Source organism: Rheinheimera sp. F8, from assembly GCF_001518915.1.
Genome location: NZ_CP013656.1, coordinates 2,233,905 through 2,256,162, shown reverse-complemented (window position 1 = coordinate 2,256,162; position 22,258 = coordinate 2,233,905). Strand labels below are relative to the sequence as shown.

General features: G+C 50.9%; 19 protein-coding genes and 1 pseudogene. 9 read left to right on the top strand and 11 right to left on the bottom strand.

The genetic code is table 11. The features are described from left to right. Positions 1 to 91: 91 nt before the first annotated feature. From ppiC to ATY27_RS19845, 3 genes and pseudogenes are all read left to right on the top strand, one after another. Positions 92 to 370: a peptidylprolyl isomerase PpiC gene (gene ppiC, locus ATY27_RS10070; protein WP_031568523.1), complete on the top strand. Its 279-nt coding sequence runs from the start codon at positions 92 to 94 to the stop codon at positions 368 to 370. Positions 371 to 393: 23 nt separating this feature from the next. Continuing rightward, positions 394 to 915, top strand: coding sequence for a GNAT family N-acetyltransferase (locus tag ATY27_RS10065; protein ID WP_208930544.1), 522 nt, complete (start codon positions 394 to 396; stop codon positions 913 to 915). A gap of 62 nt (positions 916 to 977) precedes the next feature. Continuing rightward, positions 978 to 1,537, top strand: a pseudogene (locus ATY27_RS19845) (transposase domain-containing protein); the annotation flags it as partial. Between the two features lie 12 nt (positions 1,538 to 1,549). On the opposite strand, the gene ATY27_RS10050 reads toward ATY27_RS19845, so the two are convergent. Continuing rightward, complete coding sequence (locus ATY27_RS10050; protein ID WP_208930542.1) at positions 1,550 to 2,836, bottom strand: DEAD/DEAH box helicase; 1,287 nt, start codon at positions 2,834 to 2,836, stop codon at positions 1,550 to 1,552. 36 nt (positions 2,837 to 2,872) lie between these two features. Between ATY27_RS10050 and ATY27_RS10045 the strand changes: the two genes are divergently transcribed. Further along, complete coding sequence (locus ATY27_RS10045; protein WP_244151258.1) at positions 2,873 to 3,247, top strand: GIY-YIG nuclease family protein; 375 nt, start codon at positions 2,873 to 2,875, stop codon at positions 3,245 to 3,247. Between the two features lie 69 nt (positions 3,248 to 3,316). Then, positions 3,317 to 4,255 (top strand): AEC family transporter, encoded by a 939-nt coding sequence (locus ATY27_RS10040; RefSeq protein ID WP_208930541.1) that lies wholly within the window; start codon positions 3,317 to 3,319, stop codon positions 4,253 to 4,255. Between the two features lie 29 nt (positions 4,256 to 4,284). Here the strand turns inward: ATY27_RS10040 and ATY27_RS10035 are convergent, their stop codons facing one another. The 6 genes from ATY27_RS10035 to mpl form a co-directional block, all read right to left on the bottom strand. After that, on the bottom strand, positions 4,285 to 5,316 hold the full coding sequence (locus tag ATY27_RS10035; RefSeq protein ID WP_208930540.1) for a M20/M25/M40 family metallo-hydrolase: 1,032 nt from the start codon (positions 5,314 to 5,316) through the stop codon (positions 4,285 to 4,287). A gap of 133 nt (positions 5,317 to 5,449) precedes the next feature. After that, on the bottom strand, positions 5,450 to 7,099 hold the full coding sequence (gene panP / locus ATY27_RS10030) for a pyridoxal-dependent aspartate 1-decarboxylase PanP (protein WP_208930539.1): 1,650 nt from the start codon (positions 7,097 to 7,099) through the stop codon (positions 5,450 to 5,452). Between the two features lie 208 nt (positions 7,100 to 7,307). Further along, complete coding sequence (locus ATY27_RS10025; RefSeq protein WP_208930538.1) at positions 7,308 to 8,081, bottom strand: ABC transporter permease; 774 nt, start codon at positions 8,079 to 8,081, stop codon at positions 7,308 to 7,310. Beyond that, positions 8,081 to 8,998, bottom strand: coding sequence for an ABC transporter ATP-binding protein (locus ATY27_RS10020; RefSeq protein ID WP_208930537.1), 918 nt, complete (start codon positions 8,996 to 8,998; stop codon positions 8,081 to 8,083). Before ATY27_RS10020 ends, ATY27_RS10025 begins: the two co-directional genes overlap by 1 nt. 62 nt (positions 8,999 to 9,060) lie before the next feature. After that, positions 9,061 to 9,726 carry a flavin prenyltransferase UbiX gene (locus tag ATY27_RS10015; RefSeq protein WP_208930536.1) on the bottom strand — a complete coding sequence of 222 codons (666 nt, stop codon included), beginning with the start codon at positions 9,724 to 9,726 and terminating at the stop codon, positions 9,061 to 9,063. 80 nt (positions 9,727 to 9,806) lie between these two features. Further along, the gene (mpl, locus tag ATY27_RS10010) at positions 9,807 to 11,168 is read right to left on the bottom strand and encodes a UDP-N-acetylmuramate:L-alanyl-gamma-D-glutamyl-meso-diaminopimelate ligase (protein WP_208930535.1); all 1,362 of its coding nucleotides are present in this window, start codon (positions 11,166 to 11,168) and stop codon (positions 9,807 to 9,809) included. Between the two features lie 235 nt (positions 11,169 to 11,403). On the opposite strand from mpl, the gene ATY27_RS10005 reads away from it, so the two are divergent. The 3 genes from ATY27_RS10005 (at position 11,404) to ATY27_RS09995 (ending at position 14,874) form a co-directional block, all read left to right on the top strand. Continuing rightward, positions 11,404 to 12,396: a class 1 fructose-bisphosphatase gene (locus ATY27_RS10005; RefSeq protein ID WP_279614578.1), complete on the top strand. Its 993-nt coding sequence runs from the start codon at positions 11,404 to 11,406 to the stop codon at positions 12,394 to 12,396. Positions 12,397 to 12,497: 101 nt separating this feature from the next. Then, positions 12,498 to 13,028: an inorganic diphosphatase gene (ppa, locus tag ATY27_RS10000; protein ID WP_208930533.1), complete on the top strand. Its 531-nt coding sequence runs from the start codon at positions 12,498 to 12,500 to the stop codon at positions 13,026 to 13,028. Between the two features lie 292 nt (positions 13,029 to 13,320). After that, positions 13,321 to 14,874, top strand: coding sequence for a methyl-accepting chemotaxis protein (locus tag ATY27_RS09995; RefSeq protein WP_244151257.1), 1,554 nt, complete (start codon positions 13,321 to 13,323; stop codon positions 14,872 to 14,874). Between the two features lie 84 nt (positions 14,875 to 14,958). Here the strand turns inward: ATY27_RS09995 and ATY27_RS09990 are convergent, their stop codons facing one another. After that, entirely contained in the window at positions 14,959 to 17,181 is a 2,223-nt protein-coding gene (locus ATY27_RS09990; RefSeq protein ID WP_208930531.1) for an EAL domain-containing protein, read from the bottom strand. 295 nt (positions 17,182 to 17,476) lie between these two features. On the opposite strand from ATY27_RS09990, the gene ATY27_RS09985 reads away from it, so the two are divergent. Further along, the gene (locus ATY27_RS09985) at positions 17,477 to 18,394 is read left to right on the top strand and encodes a TIGR03899 family protein (protein WP_208930530.1); all 918 of its coding nucleotides are present in this window, start codon (positions 17,477 to 17,479) and stop codon (positions 18,392 to 18,394) included. Here the strand turns inward: ATY27_RS09985 and ATY27_RS09980 are convergent. The 3 genes from ATY27_RS09980 to ATY27_RS09970 form a co-directional block, all read right to left on the bottom strand. Then, positions 18,369 to 20,387 (bottom strand): response regulator, encoded by a 2,019-nt coding sequence (locus ATY27_RS09980; RefSeq protein WP_208930529.1) that lies wholly within the window; start codon positions 20,385 to 20,387, stop codon positions 18,369 to 18,371. The genes ATY27_RS09985 and ATY27_RS09980 overlap by 26 nt on opposite strands. A 145-nt stretch (positions 20,388 to 20,532) precedes the next feature. Further along, the gene (locus ATY27_RS09975) at positions 20,533 to 21,276 is read right to left on the bottom strand and encodes a TIGR04219 family outer membrane beta-barrel protein (RefSeq protein WP_208930528.1); all 744 of its coding nucleotides are present in this window, start codon (positions 21,274 to 21,276) and stop codon (positions 20,533 to 20,535) included. A 3-nt stretch (positions 21,277 to 21,279) separates the two neighbouring features. Then, entirely contained in the window at positions 21,280 to 22,257 is a 978-nt protein-coding gene (locus ATY27_RS09970; protein WP_208930527.1) for a DUF2333 family protein, read from the bottom strand. Position 22,258 lies beyond the last annotated feature (1 nt).

Genomic DNA, 22,258 nt, shown 5'->3' with positions numbered 1-22,258 from the left:
TAGTTCCGTTTTCGATTAAACTATGCGCCCATTGCAAAAGGTCCGCCCAGGAAGGCAGAGCTGCTCATTTTAAGTCGTAGGAGTACTCAGTATGGCCAAAGCCTGTGCATGTCATATCCTGGTCAAGACCCAGGAAGAAGCGGAACAACTGAAAAAACAACTGGCCAAAGGCGCCAATTTTCAGGACCTTGCGAAGAAACATTCATTATGTCCTTCCGGTAAAAAAGGCGGAGATCTCGGTGAGTTCAGACCGGGTCAGATGGTCAAAGCCTTTGACGAAGTTGTGTTTAAAAAGCCTGTACTGGAAGTTCACGGCCCGGTGAAAACCCAGTTTGGCTTTCATCTGATTAAAACCTTATATCGCGCCTGAGGCGCAGATAAAGCGAGTGCTGCATGCAGATTATTCAGTGTCAGTTTGAGTCCGAAGCGGCGCAGATCCTCGAGATCTTCAACCACGCCATTTTGCACACCACGGCACTGTATGAATACAAACCCCGCACCATGACGACGATGCAGCAGTGGTTTGCCAATAAAAGCGCCGGTAACTTTCCCGTCATCGGAATCAAAGCCGACGACGGCACGCTGCTGGCTTTTGGTAGTTATGGCACTTTCCGTGCCTTTCCGGCGTTTAAGTATTCAGTTGAACATTCGGTGTATGTGCATCCGGATCACCAGGGCAAAGGCCTCGGTAAGCAGATGCTGCAATTGCTGATTGAAGCGGGCCAAACGCAGGGTTATCACTTATTGATCGGTGGTATTGATGCGGAAAACAGCGCCAGTATCGCGCTGCATCAGAAACTTGGTTTTGTTCACAGTGGCACTATCAGCCAAGCAGGCTTTAAATTTGGGCGCTGGCTGAACCTGGCGTTTTATCAGCTGACGCTGCCGACGCCGCTGCAGCCACACGATGATTAGTCCGTGAAATAGCAAAAGCCCGCTTAACGCGCAATGCAGATCAGTTAAGAGTACTTGACCGATCCTGGCAGTGTAGGAAAATCCGGAACCCGTCATAGGTTCCGGATTTTTTTATGCCGTTAATTCAGGATTTAACCGAAGTCATTGAGATGTCCGGGGAGCCCGTCGCCCGGATGGAAGTATTTGCCAACCATATTCCAGATGAATGGGTCCGTATCGCCGCGGCCTTATCCGACAAGGTCACTATCCGCCGCAGGCGATTGCCCGCTGATATGGTGTTGTGGCTGGTGGTCGGTATGGCTTTTTTTCGCAATGAACCTATCTCAGAAGNCTCTTGCTGGGATACAATCTGGTCCGAAGAGAAGCCAGTCAGGCAGCAGTCGCGCACAAACGAGCCCCTGATGAAGTCAGCTTTAAGTTTGCCTGTCAGTTTATAGCCAACAAACTGGCGATGATGGCAGGCGCTATCTCACCATCGCACACGGCAAGAAGACTGTCAGAGCTGCGCGGTTGTATCGGCAATCTGTTTATAGAAAAACGCCCCAGGCCAGCAAGGCCCAGGGCGGTGAAGATATCCAAAACCCGTTATCCGGTAAACCGCAATGCGGCTCCACTTAAGTGAAGAGCATTGCGCTTAACGCGGGCGTTTTTTTCCGGTCAGTTCTGCGCGTAAACGCGCTTTTTCCTGCGACAGTTTACGGTTATTGGACTGTTTTTTCTTCAGCTGGATCTCTTCCTGTTCCTCGGCAGATTTGTGCGTGCCTTTGCTGGAATGATTAAAGCGAGGGTCGTGCTCGTAACCGGGAAATACCTGTTGCGCGATCACCTGCTTGGTCAAGACCTCAATCTCTTTGAGCATCGGTAAATCGTCCGGGGTCACCAGCGTCACGGCAAGGCCTATATTGCCGGCGCGGCCGGTACGCCCGATACGATGTACATAGTCTTCGGCCTGATGCGGTAAATCAAAATTGACCACTATCGGCAGCTCTTCAATATCAAGACCACGCGCAGCGATGTCAGTCGCGACCAACACCCGGACTTTGCCTTCTTTAAAATCCTGTAACACTTTGCTGCGATGGCCCTGGCTCTTGTCGCCATGGATCGCCTGGGCATCAATGCCATCGAGCTGCAACTGCTTACTTAACCGGTCGGCGCCAAACTTAGTGCGACTGAAGATCAGCACCTGTTGCCAGTTCTTTTTGCCGATGACCTCGGAAATTAATTCACGTTTACGCTGTGAATCCACCCGATACGCCAGCTGTTCAACCCCTGTAGCAGTGGAGTTGGCTTTAGCCACTTCAACCAGCACCGGGTTATTCAGCAACGAATCCGCCAGCGTTTTAATTTCCGGTGAGAAAGTAGCAGAGAAAAACAGCGTCTGACGCTCGGCCGGCAGTTTCGCCATGATGCGGCGGATATCGTGGATAAAACCCATATCGAGCATCCGGTCGGCTTCATCCAGTACCAGCACTTCCAGCTGATACAGACTGATGCTTTGCTGATGCAGATGGTCCAGCAGTCGCCCGGGTGTTGCGATCAGAATGTCGAGACCACCAGCCGCCTGCTCCAGCTGTGGATTGACGGATACCCCGCCATAAAACACCGCGGTTTTCAGGCTCAGATGCCGCGCATATGCGGCGACGTTATCTGCTACTTGCTGCGCCAGTTCGCGTGTCGGTGTTAAGATCAGACATCGTACCTGTTTTGCCACGAGCGGCGTGGTGCTGGTACTGAGCTTTTGTAAAATCGGTAAAGTGAAAGCTGCGGTTTTACCGGTGCCGGTCTGGGCGCCACCTAACACGTCTTTACCTTGTAAAATCAATGGGATAGTTTGTTGCTGAATCGGCGTGGGCGTTTGATAGCCTTGCTCGGCGATGGCCGCTAAAATAGACGGCGCTAAGGCCAAATCGGTAAATTGCATAACACCTCAACGAACAACCAGAATGCAGGAGCACAATTGCAGAGCGCGATTATAGCAGAAACAGACCCGCTGCCGAACACCCAGTGGCAGCTCTATGTGCTGCGCACCGCGGCTGGCAATCTCTATACCGGAATTTCGACCGATCCGCAGCGCCGTCTGCGTCAGCATCAGGGTGAACTGACCGGTGGGTCCCGCGCCTTACGTGGTAAAGGCCCGCTGCAGCTGGTCTGGCTTTTTCCGGCGCAAAACCGCAGCCACGCCAGCGTGCTGGAATATCAGCTGAAGCAACTGAAGAAGACCGATAAAGAACGGCTAATTAGCGGCAGCTGGCAACCCGAATGGCTACAACTCAATCCAGAGCCTGTGGCTGCAGTAACCGCAACGACAATTGCTTCCACCGAAGTCGCATAGGCAAGACAAAGCAAAACCGGTAATCTGCCTGCAGAGCCTGTTGTCTTCTTATCTGAGATTTGTTGCACCTTGGACAATTTTATCCTGATCCTGATTTACCTGAGCCTTGGCTTTGCCATGCGCCGGGTGCCGAAATTCCCGACCGAAACACCGGTCGTGCTGAATACTTTTGTCATGTATATCGCGTTGCCGGCGCTGGTGCTGCAGAAAATCCCTTCATTGCATTTTTCCTGGGATTTGTTGATCCCGGCGTTAGTGCCGTGGCTTTTGTTATTGCTGGTCAGTGCGCTGATCTTAGTGCTTGGCCGGCTGTTGCGCTGGTCGCGCGACATTATTGTCGCACTGCTGATAGTGTTGCCACTTGGTAATACATCGTTTCTAGGTTTCCCGATGATAGAAGCGCTGTTTGGTGGCGACTGGCTGCCTTATGCGATGATTTATGACCAAATCGGCTCATTTGTCGCGCTTGCCACCTGGTCAACAATATTGGCCGCGCTCTATGGCAACGCACAGATTGGCCCGGATGGCAGCAGTCAGCCCGCACAAAAAGTGGCACCTGCCGCCATGGCGATGCGTATTCTGACCTTCCCGCCTTTTCTGGCGTTGCTGACTGGTTTATTAATGAAGTCCTGGACCTATCCGCCACTGCTACAAACGACGCTGGATAACCTAGCGGGCACCCTGGTGCCGCTGATTATGTTTGCCGTAGGCTTTCAGTTGAAGTTCTCTTTGGCGGGCGAGCGCTTGTCGCCGCTGCTAAGCGGTCTTGGCATCAAATTGCTGCTGATGCCGCTTATTGTCCTGACGGGTGCCATGCTGCTGGGATTATCGGGCAAAGCCGTGCAGGTGTCGGTATTTGAAGCAGCGATGCCACCGATGATCTCGGCCGGCGCTATTGCGATGATGGCTGGTCTGGCGCCACGGCTGGTTGCGGCACTCGTTGGCTTTGGCTTATTACTGAGTTTTATTACGCTGCCGCTATGGGCCTGGTTGCTGCACCAGCTGTAACACCGGTGCATCGACTGGTTTTATTACGCTTAATCTTTGCTGCGCAAGGGCGTCAAATCAGCACTGTCTAACAGCAACAATGCGGACAGGATGGTCTCGCTGACTTTGTGATAAAAATCGATATCAGCGCGTTCAAAGGTATCCGTCGGCCGATGATAGTCCGGATGATCCGGCACGCCGAAATAGACAAATGGCACGCCGTGACGGGCAAACACCGCATGATCGCTGGCACTGCTCCAATCCTGTGTCTGTCCGACCAGCGCGGATGGCCGGTCGTGACCGAATTTTAACGCGACCAGACTGTCCTGTTGCAGCGGCTGCAGCAGCGGGAGCAACGCCGGATGCTGATAGGTGCCAACCGCAAACAGCCGGGCCTGAGTGTCGCGGCTTAACATATCCAGATTCACATTCAGCGCCAACTGTTCGGGCTTTAACAGCTTGCCGTCAAATAATTGCTGACTGCCACGCATGCCCTGCTCTTCATGGTCTACAGCTGCAAAGATCAGTGTGTGACGCGGTGGATGCGTCTGAAAGTACGTCGCCAGCGCCAGCAATGCTGCCACCCCTGAGGCGTTATCATCGGACCCCGGATATATCCGGCCTTTGTGAACACCTAAATGATCATAATGCGCCGTGATGACAATCGTCGCTAACTGCGTTTCGACACCGTTGATTTTTCCAACAAAATTCACTCCAGCGCCGTTACTGTCGGTCTGATAGGCTTGCTGGAATCCATCACTGCCGGCCGGCACTAAGCTCAATTCGCTGAAACGACGCTGCAGAAACTCTCTGGCCAGGAGGCTACCCTGCTGACCGGGCCGACGCCCTGCCATCTCCGTTGACGCCAGCGTACTGAAGTCCGCTGTTTGCTGTAGCTGGTCAAGCCGGGGCTGATAATCGCTGCGGCCAACATCAGGCTGCGCGTCGATCCGTGCTTGTTCAGCTCTGGTCAACTGCTGCTGACCTACCTGATAAAAAGGCCAGATTGCTGCAGACAGCACCAAACCTATTGCACAACCTGTTACCAGCAAGCGGCTGCTGTGTCGGACCGATAAAGACATGCATTGACTCCGTTGAATTAAATGACAGTCCCGGATCAGGAACTGGCACCTGAATGCGATCAAAAATGGCGACCAAGCCGCCATTTTTATGTCCTTTTGCGACCTTGCTCAACAGCAAAGTTGCAACCAGATGTTAATAATCGCGCGCCAGCTGCAACAACTTCGGCAGGAACTCTTTATCCATTTTCGCCAGCTCCACTTGCTCATCCAGCACATCATGCAGGATTTGATCGGTAGTTAACGGATTGGCCAGCACTATACGAAATACCACCGTATCCTGCCGGTGATAACGTGCCGGTGTCAATCGCGTGCGCGACACAAAGGATTTGCCCTCTTCACGCTGCCGCTTCTGGATAAACTTGGTCAGGCCGCTCAGCAAATCATTAAATTTCTTTAAGCGCTCAAGGTCGCCGGCCGCTTTGGCTTTCTGCATCGCTTGCTGCACTGATGCCGGCACATAGCGATAAGTCAGCAAACACAGCTCAGGCGCGGTCACTAACTCAAAATCTGCGTGTAAATCAATCAGACCAGCAAAATAACGCGCCTTTTCCAGACTACGGTTAATCAGAATTTCATAGCCTTTGCGGCCAATCACCTGCAAACAGGCATGCACCAGCATCGCCATGCCAGGGCGCGAACCTTCTAAAGTCTGACTGCCCAAATCTTTGGAGCCTTTACGCAGAATATATTCGGCATGATGTTCAATGGCGTGGGCACTGGATGGATGTTTAAACACCACCATGCCGGCGCCCATCGGCACATACATTTGTTTATGCGCATCGATAGTGACAGAGTCCGCCAGCTCAATACCTTTGAGCAGATAGCGGTAACTCTCAGATAATAAAGTGGCGCCGCCCCAGGCCGCATCGACATGAAAATGACATTGCAGTTCAGTGGCCAGGGCTGCAAGATCGGCCAGCGGGTCGACATTGCCAGTTTCAGTGGTGCCGGCCACGCCCACAATCGCCATCACGCGGATATGCCGCGCCTGCAGCTCCAAGGCTTTTTCGCGCATCTTAACGACGTCAACTTTGTTGTCGGCGTCGGTTGGGATCGGAATCAGCATGTCGCGGCCGATGCCGAGGATGTCCGCTGCTTTTTTCAGGGAATAATGGCCCCGTTCAGACACCAGGATCGCCAGATCGTCATACCCATAATGCCGCATGGCACGGAACAAGCCTTCTTTGGCTACGCCTTTAAAATCTCCGTCTGGTTTTAGCAGGCGGTTACGCGCGATCCACAGCGCAGTCATGTTCGCAACAGTGCCACCGGAGCAAAACGCGCCCAATGAATGATTGGCGCTATGCTGCCATTTTTTATAGAAGCCTTCAGTTTCGCCATACACCAGGTGGTGCATCATGCCGAGCACCTGGCGTTCCAGTGGAGTAAAGGCTTTAGACGTCTCGATTTTGACCAGATTCTGGTTCAGACCCACCATCATTTTTGACAGCGGTAACACGAAATACGGCAAGGCTGACGTCATGTGGCCAATGAAACTGGGCGCTGCCGTGTGGACGGAATGCGCGACCAGCTTTTCCATAATATTTTCGGCGTAATCCGACACAAAACTAGGTTCTGCCGGGATCTGATAAGCCTGGAAATCACGCTCGATTTGCCACAGCGGTTTTTCCACCGCCACAATGCTTTCGCGCAGGAAACCAGCCAGATTCTGCGAAATGTTCTGTTCGATGATGCTCAGCGTCGAATCCGGTGCTTCAGGGACGGTAAAGATCCGCCACAGGGCCTCTTCGGACGCTGTCGCCAGTCGTTTGTTATCTGTCATTTATCCTCGCCGTGGTAAGCTCAGACTCTGCGGTCTGTTGGCGCAGTGATGCGCATGGGCTCTGATCTGGCCCAAAAGAAGCAATGTACTAAAACACATTCCAAATGTCTTTAAAAAATATCCTGACTGGTCCGTGCAGTATGGGATTGCGAAGTATGGATAGTGCAGTGCAATCAGCAGACGCTGACCGCACTGCACAGGCTTAGCGCTAGCTACGCAGCCCGGTACCTCGCTGGATCAAACGCATCGCCACAGCAAACAACAACATAATCAGGCTAATCAGCACTGAGTACGCCAAAGTCAGACTGACATCAGAATGCCCCAAAAAGCCATAACGAAAGGCGTTCACCATGTACACAATCGGATTGAGCGTCGACACGCCCTGCCAGAACTCAGGCAACAGGCTCAGCGAATAAAACACACCACCCAGGTAGGTCAAAGGCGTCAACACAAAGGTCGGTACTATGCTGATGTCGTCAAACGTCTTGGCATAGATAGCATTAATCAGCCCACCCAGCGAAAACACCGCTGAAGTTAACAGCACCGTGCTGACAATGACCCACAGATGATGGATGCGGATATCGACAAAAAACAAACTGAGGATGGTGACAATCAAGCCGACCAGCACACCACGCGCCACACCGCCACCGACAAAGCCAAGCACAATGATGTAGTTGGGTACCGGCGCGACCAGCAGCTCCTCGACATTCCGCTGGAACTTGGCACTGAAAAAACTCGACGCCACGTTGGCATAAGAGTTGGTGATCACCGACATCATAATCAGGCCAGGCACAATAAATTCCATGTAACTGAAGCCATGGATCTGGCCAATCTGGCTGCCGATTAAATTGCCGAAGATGACAAAATACAACGTCATCGTAATGGCCGGCGGCACCAGCGTCTGCACCCAAATCCGCAGGAATCTGTTGGTTTCTTTATTCAGAATACATTGCAGTGCAATCAGATATCTTGGTTTAAACATCAGTGTTTCCCCTCACCAATCAGGCTGACAAACAACTCTTCCAGCCGGTTGGCTTTATTTCGCATCGACAACACTGTGATGTCCTGCGCCGCCAGTGCAGCGAATACGGCATTGAGCCCCTGATTTTTTTCCACATCCACTTCAAAGCTATGCTCGTCGAGTTTGCGGGTAACAAAGCCTGGCAATGTCAGGTCTGTGATGCCCGCCTTTAAATCCAGCACAAATGTTTCTTTATTCAGTTTACCCAGCAAGGTTTTCATCGAAGTGTTTTCAATGATGCGGCCTTTATCGATGATGGCAATATTGCGACACAGCATTTCCGCCTCTTCCAGATAATGCGTGGTCAAAATGATGGTGACGCCCTGGGCGTTAATTTCTTTGAGGAATTCCCACATCGAACGGCGCAGTTCGATGTCGACGCCCGCCGTTGGTTCATCCAGGATTAGCAGCTTCGGTTCGTGCATCAACGCGCGGGCGATCATCAGCCGGCGTTTCATGCCACCGGATAATTCGCGCGAACGCGCGTGGCGCTTTTCCCACAAGCCAAGTTGTCCGAGGTATTTTTCGGCCCGCACTAAGGCGACACTTTTCGGCACACCGTAATAACCCGCCTGATTCACCACAATCTGCAGCACAGTCTCAAACTGGTTAAAGTTAAACTCCTGTGGCACTAAACCTAGCTGACTTTTCGCATCTTCAAGATGAGTATCTGTATCATAATCAAAGACTTTAACCGAGCCAGATGTCTTGTTTACCAAGGCACTGATGATACCGATGGTGGTACTTTTGCCAGCGCCATTGGGCCCCAGCAGCGCAAAAAAATCGCCTTGTTGCACGTCGAGGTCAATGCCATTTAAGGCTTTGGTGCCACTTTTGTAGGACTTGTGTAAAGCGCGGATCGATAAAGCCAGCGTCACAGCGTTCTCCTCTATTATTGCCAGGCGATTTTATATCGTGATTGGACCAACCTTGTTACGGGTCAATCCTTGGTCGAATGTGGCTGATAGCCCCAACGCGGCATCAGCTGCTGTGGCAGTCCCAAATGGTCCAGCAATCTGGCCACAATAAAATCTATCAGATCTTCAATGGTCTTAGGCTGGTGATAAAAACCAGGTGCAGCCGGCATGATAGTGGCGCCTAAACGCGCTAACGCCAGCAGGTTTTCCAGATGCAATGCACTTAATGGCGCTTCACGCGGCACCAGAATCAACTGGCCTTTTTCCTTCAATACCACATCGGCTGCCCGTTCAATCAGGTTGTCACTCATGCCATGCGCGATGGCCGCGACAGTCCCGGTTGAACACGGGCATATCACCATGGTTTTCGGCGCGGCAGAGCCGGACGCGACCGGCGAAAACCAGTCATCTTTGCCATAGACAGCCAGTAGATGGGGGGCACAGCCAAAGATTTCAACCAGTTGGGCCTGACAGGCCTGTGGATTGCCATTCAGTTTCAAATCGTGTTCTGTCGCAAAGACTACTTTTGCCGCACTGGAGATCAGCAAATGTACCTTTACTTCCAGGCTCAGCAGCACTTGCAGCAAGCGCCAGCCATACAAAGCACCGGACGCGCCGGTAAAAGCCAGCGTGACTTCACGCTTAGGGGAAACATTGTGTTGAACGTTCAGATCATCACTTACTTGCATAAAACTGCCTTTTTGCTGCATGCGGGTGTCTGCAGCAGTCTGGATTCAGACCTCTGCGGACATCGGCAAAAATGGATGGCTCAACCAGCAGCCAGCGCCTGTAATAACTTGTCGTGAATGCCGCCGAAACCGCCGTTACTCATCACCAGAATCGAATCACCCGGCTGCGCCGTTGCCACAATCCGCTGCACCAATGCTGCTATATCCTGTTCAACCAGTGCCGGAATGCCACATTCTTTGCTGATTTGGCCGGCAAGCGCACCAAGCGACCAACCGCTATTGGCTGGTTCAAACAAGAACACCTGATCGGCATTTTGCAGTGACGCCGGTAACGCTTCTTTGTGCACGCCCATGCGCATCGTATTTGAGCGCGGTTCCAGTACGGCCAGGATGCGTTTTTGGCCCACCCGGGCCCGTAGTCCGGCCAGCGTGGTTTCAATTGCGGTTGGGTGATGGGCAAAATCATCATAGACGCTGATATCATTGACGACGCCTTTGAGCTCGAGCCGGCGTTTCGGTGCAATAAACTGATTCAGTGCTTCAATCGCGATGGCTACTGGCACGCCGGCATGTTGCGCCGCCGCCAGCGCCATCAGGCCATTGTCGACACTATGCTGGCCACATAAAGTCCAGTTGACGGTGCCTTTGACTTCGCCACGGAAACTGACTTCAAAGGCTGAGCCATCGGCCTGTAGCAGACGCACCTGCCAGTCGGTACCGCTTTGTTGCTGCTCGCTCCAACAGCCCATTTCCAGCACTTGCTGCACAGCCGGTACATTGGCTTGCGACAGCACTAAGCCGTTACCTGGCACCATCCGCAATAAATGATGAAATTGGCGCTGAATGGCCGCAAGGTCCGGGAAAATATCGGCGTGATCAAATTCAAGATTATTCAGAATTAACGTGCGGGGCCGGTAATGCACAAACTTACTGCGTTTATCAAAAAACGCCGTGTCGTACTCGTCGGCTTCGATAACAAAAAACGGCGCATCACCTAAGCGGGCCGACACATCGAAGTTTTGCGGGATGCCGCCAATCAGAAAGCCAGGCTTCATGCCGGCAAATTCTAAAATCCACGCCAGCATCGTCGTCGTCGTGGTTTTACCGTGGGTACCTGACACCGCTAAGACCCAGCGGTCTCTGAGCACGGTTTCCGCCAGCCACTGCGGTCCGGAGGTATAAGGAATGTTGCGATTGAGCACATACTCGACACAAGGGTTACCGCGCGACATCGCGTTGCCGATGATCACCAAATCCGGTGCGGGTTCCAGTTGTGCCGGATCATAGCCCTGCGTCAGGCTGATCCCAAGTTCTTCGAGCTGTGTGCTCATCGGCGGATACACATTGGCGTCAGAACCTGTGACCCGATGGCCTAAACTCTTGGCGATGGCAGCAATGCCGCCCATAAAAGTCCCGCAAATACCCAAAATATGAAGATGCATTCAATAATCCTGCTATTGATGAACCGATTCTATGCTAAGCACCAATGGTACAAAGCATTCTGCCGGTGTTTTGCCGCATTGTAACAAAAGAACAACCGGCTTTTTCGAAATAAAATCGGTGATAAAAATGCAATTTTTGCACAGATTCTTTAAACTCTGGCCGGATCAAATGTCAGGTCGGCCAGCAGAGCCCTCGTAGAATTTCAATGAAGACCGGCATAGTCCTCAACCTTACATCAAACAAAAGGAAACACCGATGCGCCGTCTGGCTCCCGTATTGCGACAAGATGGGGTCGATACCGACCTGATTGCCCTGATTAAAACCATTCTGGCGGCCTGCAAAGAGATCTCCTTCCGAGTTGGCCAAGGTGCGCTGGCTGGCGTATTAGGCTCCACGCTGGATGAAAATATCCAGGGCGAAACGCAGAAAAAACTCGATGTACTCGCCAACGAATTACTTAAAGACATGATCCTGGAAACTGGTGTGGTTAAAGCCATCTCCAGCGAAGAGGAAGACAACACGGTTGCCGGCAATCCGCAAGGCCGTTATCTGGTTACTTTTGACCCGCTGGATGGCTCGTCAAATACTGATATCAATAGCCTGATTGGCACCATTTTTTCAATTCTACCGGCACAAGCCGACCTCGACGCAGCAGACCCGGCGCAATTTTTACAGCCTGGCACCGCGCAATTGGCTGCCGGTTATGTGTTGTATGGCCCGTCAACGATGCTGGCGCTGACCACAGGCCAGGGCACCCGCCTCTACACACTGGATAAAACCTATGGCGGATTCCTGTTAACCCAGGAAGAAGTGGCAATTCCGTCAGTCACCGCTGAATTTGCCATCAATATGTCAAACCAACGCTACTGGCAACCTGGCATGCAGGCCTATGTCGGCGATTTGCTGCTGGGCAAAGCCGGGCCGCGTGGCAAAAACTTTAATATGCGCTGGATAGCGGCTATGGTCGGCGATGTGCACCGTATCCTGTGCCGCGGCGGTATCTTTATGTATCCGACCGACAACAAAGATCCTAACAAACCGGACAAGTTGCGCCTGATGTATGAAGCCAATCCGATGAGTTTTCTGGTCGAGCAAGCAGGCGGCGCCAGTTCTACCGGCTACCAACGCATCATGGACATCCAGCCTGTGGACATTCACCAGCGTGTTGCGGTGATCCTGGGCTCAAAACATGAAGTCGACAGTTGCCTGAAGTATCATCAGGCCTGAGTAAAAGCAGCGTCCGACCAAAGTCAGGGCGCACAAACATAGCCATTTTTGACGCCGCCGGTATAATAGGCGGCATATTTTTTAATGCATAAGGAAGCATCATGAGCTTAAGTCTGGTTCCGGCAGGCAAGAATCTGCCAGATGAAATCAACGTCATCATCGAAATTCCGGCCAATGCCGACCCGATCAAATATGAAGTCGACAAAGACAGCGGTACTGTCTGGGTTGACCGTTTTATGTCAACACCAATGTTCTATCCGTGCAACTACGGTTTTGTGAACCACACATTGTCACTGGATGGTGACCCGGTCGACGTGCTGGTGCCAACGCCATATCCACTGGTACCAGGCGCTGTGATCAAATGCCGTCCGGTTGCAGTGCTGAAAATGGCTGATGAAGCCGGTGAAGATGCCAAAGTTCTGGCAGTACCAATCAGCAAACTGACCAAAATTTACGACCATATTCAGGACATCAACGACGTGCCTGAACTGCTGAAAAACCAAATCCAGCACTTCTTCGAACGTTATAAAGAACTGGAACCTGGCAAATGGGTCAAGGTGATTGGCTGGGGCGACAAAGCTGAAGCCAAAGCAGAGATCCAAACCTCATTCGAACGCGCACAAAACAAATAAGCTGATTTGTTTTGCTAATACAGGCCCGCATGACGGGCCTGTTTCATTTATACCGCCAAATCACGAATTTTCTGCACTATCCCTTTCTTTACATTCAGAAATTCTGTTCTAATGCGTTCAGATTGCAGCGGCATCGGAATTTGCTGTCTATACTGGCAATTGATTTCAAATCAAAGACATTCAAAATAAAACCGGCCTTTGCGCTGATCCAACGGGGTATTCATCTATGGAATTTTTGCAACGCCTTTCGATTGCGAAAAAAATCTATTTAATTCCTCTCATAGGCACCCTGATGTTTGTGGTGTTTTTGGGGCTCTCGACTAAAACTGCACTGAGTAACGTAAAAACGTTAGAAAACACCCGGGATATTCAATTCCCTGTGTTGCAAGCCTCTGAAAGTGCTCTGGTCTCTTTAGAACGTCTGAAAGAGTCTCTCGCCAGTGCCGTCACCACCGGTGACGAAGAAGCATTGAATGGCGCCAATAAACTCGCCGAACAAATGAAAAAACAACTAACGACTGTCGGTCAGCTTGAATCCGGAGTGAGCCGCGAAGTCAGTCAGATCCTGCAGTCATTTGATGCTTATTACAGCGTCGCCTTTAAAGTGTCACAAGAGATGGTCAGCAACACAGCTGACATGGCATCCATTGGTGAACGTTCGCAAAAAATGAATGCGGATTACGAAAACACCGTGAAAAAACTGACATCATTTCGCGATGTGCAGCTGAACGAGTTCAAACATTCGATTGATGATGCTAATGGTCAGGCATCGCAGATGATTACCGTCGGTGTGATCATGATGGTGATCACGGTGCTGGCGTTATTTGGCACCGCATTACCGGTGGTGCGTGGCATCGACAGCAGCCTCGGGCACATTATCCGTTCATTGCGCGACCTCGCTAAAGAAGACGGTGATTTGACCGTACGCATCGAAACCAAATCGAAAGATGAGTTGGGTGACCTGGCGTTCTGGTTTAATTCCTTTATGGAAAAGCTGCAAGGCGTGGTCAAAGAAATTGTTAATACTGCGTTGCCTTTGTCTTCGCTGGCAAAAGATTTACATCAACTGACAGACGACACCAACAGAACTATCGCCGTGCAACGTAAGGCGGCAGATCAGGCCAAAATCGCTGTCGATGATATGAGTAATAGTGTGATTGCCGAGGCCAGCAGCGCCAATGAAGCCTCCAGCGCAGCCAATGACTCCAATACAGCGGCAGATCGCGGTCAGCAAACCGTTGGCGTCACAGTCAACAATATCCGTCAGTTGGCGAGCAACGTACAGGAAGCATCAGAAGTGATTCTGAAACTTGAAACTGATGCGAATCAGGTTGGTGCTGTACTGGATGTGATTAAAGGCATCGCAGAACAAACCAACTTACTGGCACTGAACGCAGCAATTGAAGCGGCCCGTGCAGGTGAGCAAGGCCGTGGTTTTGCGGTTGTGGCTGATGAAGTGCGTACTCTGGCTTCTAGAACACAAAAATCGACCGAAGAAATTCAGAAAACCATTGAACAACTGCAATCTGCCGCACGTTCAGCAGTGCAGAAAATGCAACAAAGTACGGTACAAGCTGATCAGAGTGTGACATCAGCTAACCAGGCCGGTGATTCACTGCAGGCTATTACGACCAGCATCCGGCGTATTCGCGAGATGAATCAGCACATTGCCTCTGCTACTGAAGAGCAGCAAGTGATGGCTGGCACTATCGTAGGCCACGTGGTGGATATCGTGAAACACACTGAGCATACGTCTCAAAGCGCGGGTCATATCGCAAAAGCCAGCCGCGAATTGGCGAACCTGGCACAGAATCTGGAAAATATTGCCCGGTTGTTCCGCGTGTGATGCGGGAAAATGCAGCGACGGATGCCGCTGCAGCAATAAAAAATGCCGCTGAATGCGGCATTTTTTATTGCTGACAGATAGCAACTAAGGCTGCCAGTTGCGGATAAACGCCAACAAATCAGGCGTTGGCATCGGCTTCGCATACATAAAGCCCTGTACTTCATCACAGCCCATCGCTTTTACCGCAGCAGCCTGCTCCGGCGTTTCGATACCCTCAGCGATAGTCGACAGCCCTAAACGCTTACCGAGGCTCACAATAGTCTCCGCAATCACAGAGCCATTTGGCTTAGCACAATCGCGCACAAATGCTCGATCTACTTTGATCCGATCCAACGGTAATTGTTGCAAATAACTCAGGCTGGAAAAACCAATGCCAAAATCATCAATAGCTACTTTTATGCCATAGGTTTTCAACTGATTCAGTGCTTCGATCACAATCTTCGGTTCGTCCATCACCACAGATTCAGTAATTTCAAGCTCAAGCAATTGCGGATCAATTTGCGATGCCTGAACGGCTTCAATGACCGATTTAACAAAATGCGGACTTCTGAATTGTGGCATTGATACGTTCACTGCAATGCGTAAAGGTTCCAGACCTTGTTCAGCCAGATAACGGATTTGTTGGCAAGCCTGCCGGATCACCCAATCGCCGATCTCAACAATCAATCCAGAATACTCGGCCAGCGGAATAAACACGGCAGGGGAAATATAGCCGCCCTGCCCATCCGGCCAGCGCAGCAGCGCTTCCATGCCAATGACTTTGTTGTCACTGAGCGAAATTTGCGGCTGATACCATAACGCCAATTTATCCTGACTGAAGTCCTGCCGCAGCCGGCGCAACAGAGCCAGGCGTTCAGCCATCTGATCTTCAAGTTCAGTATGGTAATACTCATAATTTTGCGACAGGCTTTTTTTCGCCCGGTTCAAGGCGATATAGACCTGTTTCAGGATACCGAGACCCTGCCGCACGCTATCAGTCAGGCGGCAAAAACCGAAGGTCGCATTGATTTGCAGGCTATGCTCCGACGCCAGAAATGGTTCGGCAAACACCGCATTGAGCCGCTGCGGCGTCAAATCCGCTTCTGGTCCAATCAAACCAAACACGTCAGCACCAATCCTGGCAATTTGTGCAACTTCACCAAAAGTCACAACCAGACGCCGGGTCACAGACACCAGCAATTCGTTGCCAACTTCCTGACCTAAGCCATCATTGACGTCCGAAAAATGGTCAATATCAATCAGCACTGCAACTGTATTCTCCGGCGCCAGACGACGGGTTTCCTGCAATAACTGCGTGTATTCGTTTCGGTTCGGCGTTTTTGTCAGCGGATCTATATAAGCCGCATGTTTTAACTGTTGAAACAACGTGACGTTTTCATAACCAATTGAAATATTGCTTAAAAACACCTCAATCAACTGGCGATCAAAATCTTCAATTGGTCGGTTGGTTTCGATGTAGACCGCCGCACAGTGTTCGGCGTTGCCCAGATACAAAACGGTATCAAAAGCAGTAAAAATATGCCGTTTTTCCGCCAGACAATGCAGGATTTGCTGAATAATCCGTTCGTTACCAAGCCGTTCAAGTTTGCACTTGATATAAGGTGCATAATGCCCAGCCGCGCCCAGTACATAGACGTTTTCACTGGCGGAGCCGTCGTCTTCAATTTGTGCGCATAACACACCTTCAGCATGCAGACCAATCAGCGACGAAATTTGCGTCACGACGCCTTCAGAAAACTCGTGTAGCGAATGCTGTTCCAACAAATTGGCGCCGGCATTGATGATTTTCTGCAGTCCCAGCCGGTTTTGATTAATAGTTCGAATTTGCTGGTAAGAACGAATGGAGGAAATAATCGAGGTAACCAGCTTGCTGCGGGTCAGTTCTGTCTTGGTTTTATAATCGTTGATGTCATATTCTTTGATGACACTCTCTTCCGGCGCATAACCCGGCTGCCCGGTCCGCAATACAATGCGGACTTCGTCCATACCCAGCTGTTCGCGGATCTGCTGCACAACGAGCAAACCCGCGTCGTCAGATTCCATCACTACGTCGAGTAAAATCACGGCGATATGTGGGTTTTTCTTCAGAAATTCGATAGCGGCACGGCCAGAGTAGGCATGGTGAAATACCAGCTTGCGACCTTGTACTAATAAATCACTTAACGCCAGTCTGGTGACAGTGTGGATCTCTTCATCATCGTCAACGATCAGTAAGTGCCATTCGCCCGTCACCTGCGGCGCGGGTGTATACACGCTATCGTCTTCTGCGAGAAACAGAAAATCATCATCTGTTACTTTTGACACCATTCAACGACCTTATCCTTAGAGTCTCACCGGGCAACACTGCGTGGTCTTCCATGTTGTTGTGCCTGAACGTATCCGTTCATACTACCTGTGAGTCAACATCAACGACTGATTTTGTGCCTTATTACACTATACTCTTAAGTAAAAATTGCAATCAATTTTGCGTCAGCCCTTGGTTGCGGCAGCTGTTAAAAAGCCGTTCACCGAATAAAATCAAATGTTTTTAGCCGGATCTCTGGCGACGGGTCGTTGCGGGCCGATACAATCATTTCAGCAGTCGCAGCAGGAATCGTCTCTGATGAGCAAAATTCAACCCATGTCTGGTCAACAACGCTTACGACAACTGGCAAAACGCCAGCTCGGTCAGGAACTGGCATCCCGCCCCCGCCAGGATCCCCACGACAATACCATCTCAATTCAACAAGTCCGTCAGGCCAGTGCCGTACATCAACAACTTTCCTCACGTGCAGGTATCGGCGCAGATCTCGATGTCCCTGAAGATACCTTAAGTACCCGCGCCGAACGACGTCGCCAAATGACTGTAGAGCGCCAGCAGTACAATCTGGAAAAAGTGATGGTGCTGGCGCAGGAATATTGTACTGACCAAGCGGTTAGCCAGGAGTTAGACCCAGATTGGTTCTATCATTTTTGTGAACTGGTACAGAACATTTCTGCCTTATCAATGCAAAAACTCTGGGCCCGGATCCTCGCCGCCGAAATCAGTATGCCCGGCAGTTTCTCTTACAAAACACTGAATATATTGCGGCAAATGCATCACAAAGACGCGCAGGCGTTGCAACTGGCTAGCAGTCTGAGTTGCCGCATTTCCGCCCAGGAGCCGTCGCACATTTATTTCAGTTATCTACAGCAAGGCTCGTTTTGGCAATGGATCCGCGGCCGGCATCGTGGTGTGTTGAATTTAAGTCAATTCGGTTTAACCTACCCACAAATCCTCAGCCTGACCGATCTGGGTCTGTTACATCCGGCAGAAATTGAAAGTGGCGTGATGAACAAAGGGCAAACACTGCAATGGATTTTTCCACAAACGCCTCTGCAAGGGCGGCTTAAAGCAAATGGCATCGTGTTGCAGTATTATAAATTCACCAACAATGGTGCTGAACTGATGAGTCTGTTAAACAGTCCGGTACAACCACTGTTCCTGCAGGCATTGCAGACGTTGTTCAGCAGTGTTATTGAGTTTCAGCCAACGGCCTGATCCGGGACATAATATGGGCTATTTTGCGGGCATCCAATGGTTTAGTCATCACGTCATCCATTCCGGCGAGACGGAAACTGACAGCCTCCTCCGGCAACGCATGACCGGTAAACGCCAGTATTACAGTCTGCTGGTGATGGCGTAACTGCCGGATCCGTTTTGTCACTTCAATGCCGCTGAGGTCCGGCAATTGAATATCCATCAGGATCAACTGGTAACGGCTATGACTGGCTAGTTTTAACGCTTCATGGCCAGTGGTGGCAAAATCGATACTGATGCCCTGCCCGGATAACATCGCGCGGACAAAACTCAGATTGGTTGGATTGTCATCAACAATTAGTAGTTGCTGACTGGAAAATTGACTACCAGGCTGCGGCAGGTCCTGCAGATCTGCAAGCAGTAACGGCGATTTAAATTGATTCCCGGCCAGCTGAGCGCCAAAACGCTGCTGCAAACTTTCCGGTGCAAACAGGATCAGCTGGTAACGGCTACTGATTTGCTGCAGCTCTGCCAATTCATTATCAGTCATCACTTCATGATTCCAATGCACCACGACAGTGTCAATCAGCCGACTTTGCAATGCAGCTTTCAGCTCCGTTAAACTGTTGGTTGCAACAACCTGTTCACTGACCCCAAGCAGACTGTGGCGCCACAGTGCCAACCGACAAGGCCTTGGGTCATAGATGACCAGACTCTGGAACCTCCGGCTTAACAACGGCTTTTGCCCACTAACCCGAATACTGAGATCCAGACGAGTTCCCAGATCAGCGAGCTCCTGAATTTGTAGCTCAGCGGATAGCTGTTGCAACAACTCGCGACAGATCTCAAATGGAATATCTTCCCAATGTGGATCAGCCAATCCGCCCTGCACCAACACCTGACGATTTCGGGCACTCAGACTCTTACCGGAATATTGGATTTTTAATTGCAGTTTATCGCGCGCCCCAGAATCCAGCCGGTAGCTAATCAACAGCTCTTTGCCATCAATCAGCGGTTTAACCGCTAACAGCAATGAATGCAGCAGTTGTTGCATGATCTGACCATCCATCTCGGCCTGATAACGACTTGCTTCCGGATCTTCATCGGGTAACAACAAAATCGCTGCAGGCCACATCGGCTGGATGGCTCGGACGGCCTGTGCAAACCATTGTGGGATGCCCTGCAATGTCAGATTCGGCTCTGCAATTTGCTGCAGTTTGCGGTTTAACATCGCCATCCAATGCGCAAGTTCTGCTTGGTGCAACTGAGGTGCCTGACTGGCCAGACTCTGCCAACACTGCAAAGCGCGACTTAGTTGTAAGACTTTTCGCTCTGACTGCGTCAATTGTTGTCGAATCTCAGTTTGTTGTTCCACATGCAGTTTTTGCTGACTCTGCATAATCTGCAGATTCAGTGTGGCCTGATGAGCTGACACGTCATGTTGCATCGCCAGTTGTTGGACCGCGAGGCTCAGTTGATTGATTTCCGTCTCAGCCAAACTCTGGCTCCGGAAGGACTCGGGAACACTCTGCCAGATTTGATTAAAAAACTGCTTATGCCGGCGCAGCAGTACCTGGCTACCTGACCAAAATGCAACAGCAGCAGCAAGTAAAAAATAGATCCAGACATATGACACAGGAACGTCCATCGCGCGGATCACTAATTGTCTGCCATCGCTCAGTGACTGATGCCAGAGCGTTGGGCTTTGTTGCTGTGTATCCCCGACTACCGGCAGTGAACTGTTAACGCTCTCTCCAACTAAAACCAGCTGCTTACCATGGGCATCAAGCAACTCCAGACTCAGCAGTTCAACAGGGGAATTGGTCCTCGCAAAAGTCATCAGCTCAGCAGCATAAACCGGTTCGGCGTTCAGGTGATTACTGAGATGTTCTGCAACGCGGCTCAACTGTAATAGCTGATTTTCTGCCTGCAGCTGGTACTGCAGCCAACAGGCCGACAGAGCAGCCGTCAGCAACGCTGTGACCATAGCAAAAAGCAATTTAGGCTTGAGCATAATGCGGTTCCGAATCACCAGGCACCCACAAAACCGCGGCGGGAGGTGGGCGCAGGAAAAACGTCAGTATAGCGGTGTTGGTTTTCTCGCAGCAACCGTCTGCGACGTTAGTTTTGTGTATTTTACGTACATTTTTTTAACAAAATCAAAAATCGACATCAATCCCGATAAAACCTCCGTCATTGGCCGCGGTAAAATCTAATTGATCGCGATTGCTGATATTGGTCTGGGAGTGTTGCCAGCCTGCCCGCAGATGCGCCTGAAACATCGCAATATCGATAAAACGCCAGGCGATGCCACTGCGCCAGTCATAATTTTGGTCGCTTTGATACCGACTGTAATTACCAGTAAAAAACCAATGGGTATCAGTGCCCCACAGCCCGATCTCTGCATCGACAAACACCATCGGTAAAACGACTGACAGTTCACGGGATGCCGCTGTTGACGAAGTAGTCAACCCGACATCAGACTGTAATAAACGTGCAGTAAGCCCCAAATCCAGACTGAGTACAGGGTTATCTAAAACCTCGTAGTATCCTGTTAAATCAATATGTTTCATAGAGTTATGCTGCGAGGCTATAGTACCGGCAGCAAACGTTTTTTGTGCAAGCACTAACGAATTTGTGAGCGCCGCATTCGCACTTACATCGGAATGCTGGTAGCGTACTGCGATATTGGGCAGCAACGGCAGTGGATGTTCAAATCGGCCATTCCAGGCCAGTTCAGTCGCATCATCCAATACGAGCCGACCAGCTTTACCTCGATCGCCGGCAGATAGCTTTGGTTGCACCTGCCAATAATCCACACCGATTCTGGCGCCGAGCATATCAGCCTGAGCGCTGCCCGCTGTAACCATAAACCCCACAATCATTCCATTGAGAACCCGCATTATTTATCCTTGTGCTAATAATTCAGTCAAATCAATCAGCGCCGCATTGGCTCTGGAAATATAGTTTGCCATGACCAGGCTGTGGTTAGCCAACATGCCGAAACCACTGCCATTTAACACCATCGGTGTCCAGATGGTTTGTTGCGTGGATTCCAGCTCGCGAATAATCTGCTGCAGACTGACGGTCGCATTCTTACGTTGCAATACGTCGGCGAAATCTACTTCAATCGCTTTTAGCAGATGCAACAGCGCCCAACTGGCACCCCGGGCTTCATAAAACTCATTGTCGATCCGCATCCAGGATGTTTTGATCATCATCTCATCCGGCGTCAACGTCGATTGCCGCGCGGCAATATCGCCGGCCAAATCAGTATTGAGACGGTCCTGGCCAACACTGGCGCTCAGGCGTTGACTATAACTGCCTAAGCGCTTTTCAACTTGTTTCAGCCAATCTCTTAAGTTGTCTGCTCTGGCAAAGAACTGATGCTCCTGATTGCCAGGCGCCATTAACCCCTGACGATACTGCCGCAACAATTTGATTGCGGCGGTATATTCCTCTTCTGGCGACGGGATCGCCCAGCTGCGATGTTCAATATTAAATTTCGGCTGGATCTGTTTCAACAGACTGTTTTCGACTGATTGCGACTGCGACCTGCTCAGGTCCGCCCGCATCGCCAGCGCCATGTCACGGATCATTTCCAAAGCGCCAAGCTCCCAGGCAGGAATATCATCCATCAGGATAAACGGCGGCAAAATATCATTGCTGATATAACCGCCAGGCTTGTACAGCAAGGTCTCAGTAATGTGGATTAAGGTATTTGTTGTGGTAAAGCCCACCACAGGTTTTTCACCCGCGGCCGCGGTTTGTGCTACAGCGACGACATCGAACGTGGCTGGCTCGTCGCTGTAATAAAGCGTCATCCCCCAACCAATCAGCACTGTTGTGAGAAACAATGCCAGGGCAATCATCAGCTTGTGCATA

Excerpts from the sequence above, each read along its gene's own strand:
- ATY27_RS09980 (WP_208930529.1), bottom strand. The coding sequence starts at position 20,387 with ATGCTCAAGCCTAAATTGCTTTTTGCTATGGTCACAGCGTTGCTGACG.
- ATY27_RS10065 (WP_208930544.1), top strand. The coding sequence starts at position 394 with ATGCAGATTATTCAGTGTCAGTTTGAGTCCGAAGCGGCGCAGATCCTC.
- ATY27_RS10025 (WP_208930538.1), bottom strand. The coding sequence starts at position 8,081 with ATGTTTAAACCAAGATATCTGATTGCACTGCAATGTATTCTGAATAAA.
- ATY27_RS09985 (WP_208930530.1), top strand. The coding sequence starts at position 17,477 with ATGAGCAAAATTCAACCCATGTCTGGTCAACAACGCTTACGACAACTG.
- mpl (WP_208930535.1), bottom strand. The coding sequence starts at position 11,168 with ATGCATCTTCATATTTTGGGTATTTGCGGGACTTTTATGGGCGGCATT.
- ATY27_RS10035 (WP_208930540.1), bottom strand. The coding sequence starts at position 5,316 with ATGTCTTTATCGGTCCGACACAGCAGCCGCTTGCTGGTAACAGGTTGT.
- ATY27_RS09990 (WP_208930531.1), bottom strand. The coding sequence starts at position 17,181 with ATGGTGTCAAAAGTAACAGATGATGATTTTCTGTTTCTCGCAGAAGAC.
- ATY27_RS09975 (WP_208930528.1), bottom strand. The coding sequence starts at position 21,276 with ATGCGGGTTCTCAATGGAATGATTGTGGGGTTTATGGTTACAGCGGGC.
- ATY27_RS09970 (WP_208930527.1), bottom strand. The coding sequence starts at position 22,257 with ATGCACAAGCTGATGATTGCCCTGGCATTGTTTCTCACAACAGTGCTG.
- ATY27_RS10015 (WP_208930536.1), bottom strand. The coding sequence starts at position 9,726 with ATGCAAGTAAGTGATGATCTGAACGTTCAACACAATGTTTCCCCTAAG.
- ATY27_RS09995 (WP_244151257.1), top strand. The coding sequence starts at position 13,321 with ATGTTTGTGGTGTTTTTGGGGCTCTCGACTAAAACTGCACTGAGTAAC.
- ppa (WP_208930533.1), top strand. The coding sequence starts at position 12,498 with ATGAGCTTAAGTCTGGTTCCGGCAGGCAAGAATCTGCCAGATGAAATC.
- ppiC (WP_031568523.1), top strand. The coding sequence starts at position 92 with ATGGCCAAAGCCTGTGCATGTCATATCCTGGTCAAGACCCAGGAAGAA.
- panP (WP_208930539.1), bottom strand. The coding sequence starts at position 7,099 with ATGACAGATAACAAACGACTGGCGACAGCGTCCGAAGAGGCCCTGTGG.
- ATY27_RS10050 (WP_208930542.1), bottom strand. The coding sequence starts at position 2,836 with ATGCAATTTACCGATTTGGCCTTAGCGCCGTCTATTTTAGCGGCCATC.